Origin of the sequence: Phormidium sp. FACHB-1136 (assembly GCF_014697375.1) — a bacterium.
Taxonomy (GTDB): Bacteria; Cyanobacteriota; Cyanobacteriia; order Phormidesmidales; family Phormidesmidaceae; genus Nodosilinea.
In genome coordinates this window covers 1-1538 of record NZ_JACJRS010000258.1, presented here as the reverse complement: position 1 = coordinate 1538, position 1538 = coordinate 1, and the positions used below count along the sequence as shown (strand labels likewise).

2 protein-coding genes are annotated in these 1538 nt (G+C 50.1%); one reads left to right on the top strand and one right to left on the bottom strand.

Going from position 1 to position 1538, the window contains the following annotated elements:
* Positions 1-426: 426 nt before the first annotated feature.
* Entirely contained in the window at positions 427-1209 is a 783-nt protein-coding gene (locus tag H6G62_RS27210) for a tubulin-like doman-containing protein (RefSeq protein ID WP_199325280.1), read from the top strand.
* 12 nt (positions 1210-1221) lie between these two features.
* Here H6G62_RS27210 and H6G62_RS27205 read toward each other — a convergent pair.
* On the bottom strand, positions 1222-1538 hold a 317-nt coding region (locus H6G62_RS27205), incomplete at its 5' end, for a transposase (RefSeq protein WP_190492465.1).

Genomic DNA, 1538 nt, shown 5'->3' with positions numbered 1-1538 from the left:
ATGCTGTTGAGGCTATCCATCGGTGCACCGTGTTTTACTTGCACCTGCACTCTATGCGGTGGATAGCTTTTTTCCAACCCAACCCCAAAAAACTGTCCGGAGTGTTGCGTGAATCATCGGGTGGCACGACTGATAGTTGAAGACCTTCCGGCTAGTACCCCATACGGGTGAGGATCCGAGATGGCTGAAGCCCTGATCCTGACTGGCTGGTACAGATGGGTTATGGGTAGCCCATGTTATAACGTTTGGCACATCGGGGCTGGCTATAGGCGATGTCTTGCAGGTTTGCCCTAGGGATCTATGCTCTCCTCAGGGAAGCCCATCTCAATTCTCGAATTTTCTTGAAGATTGTAGGGACAACCCTTAGGGCTGGACTAGCTTAGGAGGGATAGCCGCTACATCCCCTACCCCTTCGGTGCCCCAGCTATGAGCGAATACACAGGCATGACCCCCACCGTCATCATCGGCTTGGGGGGGACTGGCAAAGAGATTTTAATTAAAATCCGCCGCATGATTGTGGAGCAGTACGGCTCCCTGGATGCGTTGCCGATTGTGTCGTTTTTGCACATCGACACGGAGCAAAATGCGCGGGTTTCTGAGGCGCAGACGGTACTGAAACAGGATATTTCCCTGCGGCCCATCGAGCAAATTTGGGCCAAGGTAGAGGATGCCAAGTCCATTCTAAATAAGCTCTCGGCCTACAGTTATTTGGATGAATGGTTTCCCAGTGAACTAAAGGGGACAGATTCGATTTTGGCGGGGGCGGGGCAAATTCGCGCTCTGGGGCGGTTTGCCTTTAGTTTGAACTACCCGCTGATTAAGGACTATTTCAATAAGGCTAAGGGGCGCATCGTTGGCCATGAGAAATTCATGCTGGATCGTTGGAAAGTCCAGCTTGATAAAGGCATCAATATTTTTGTGGTCTGTTCCCTTTCTGGCGGGACTGGTTCCGGCATGGTGCTAGATTTGGCCTACAACCTGCGGGACTGGGTGCCGATTTCGGAACTGCCCCAGACCAGCGCCTTTTTGGTGTTACCGGGAGCCTTTTCGGGCCTGGGGGATCGGGTGATTGCCAATGCCTACGCGGCGCTGATGGAACTCAACCACTTCTCCCGCACGGACACCCGTTTTGATGTGCAGTATAGCGACAGCCAGAGCGACCGCATCACCAACCAGAGCGGCCTGGATATGCCCTTTAACTTCACCTAAGCTGATATGCATTTAAATTGCATTGATTGTGTTTCCTTTGTTTTTGATCTTGCGATCCCAGTTGATGACAAGCTGCCCTTCGTTCAACAGGTTATGAACAAGCGCTTCTAGATCCTCAATCGACTCAAATAGACGATTGGCAATGAATTCCTTTGCAGAGTGCCAAACTAACTCGATTAAATTATAGTCCGGACTGTAGGGTGGCAGAAATTCTAAAACAATGTTGGGCATCTCCTTCGCTATCTTCTCTAGAATCTCTGCCTTTTTATGAATACTTGCATTGTCTAAAATGATAAGAATCTTAGGGCCATCCTGCTCAAAGTCTTCAA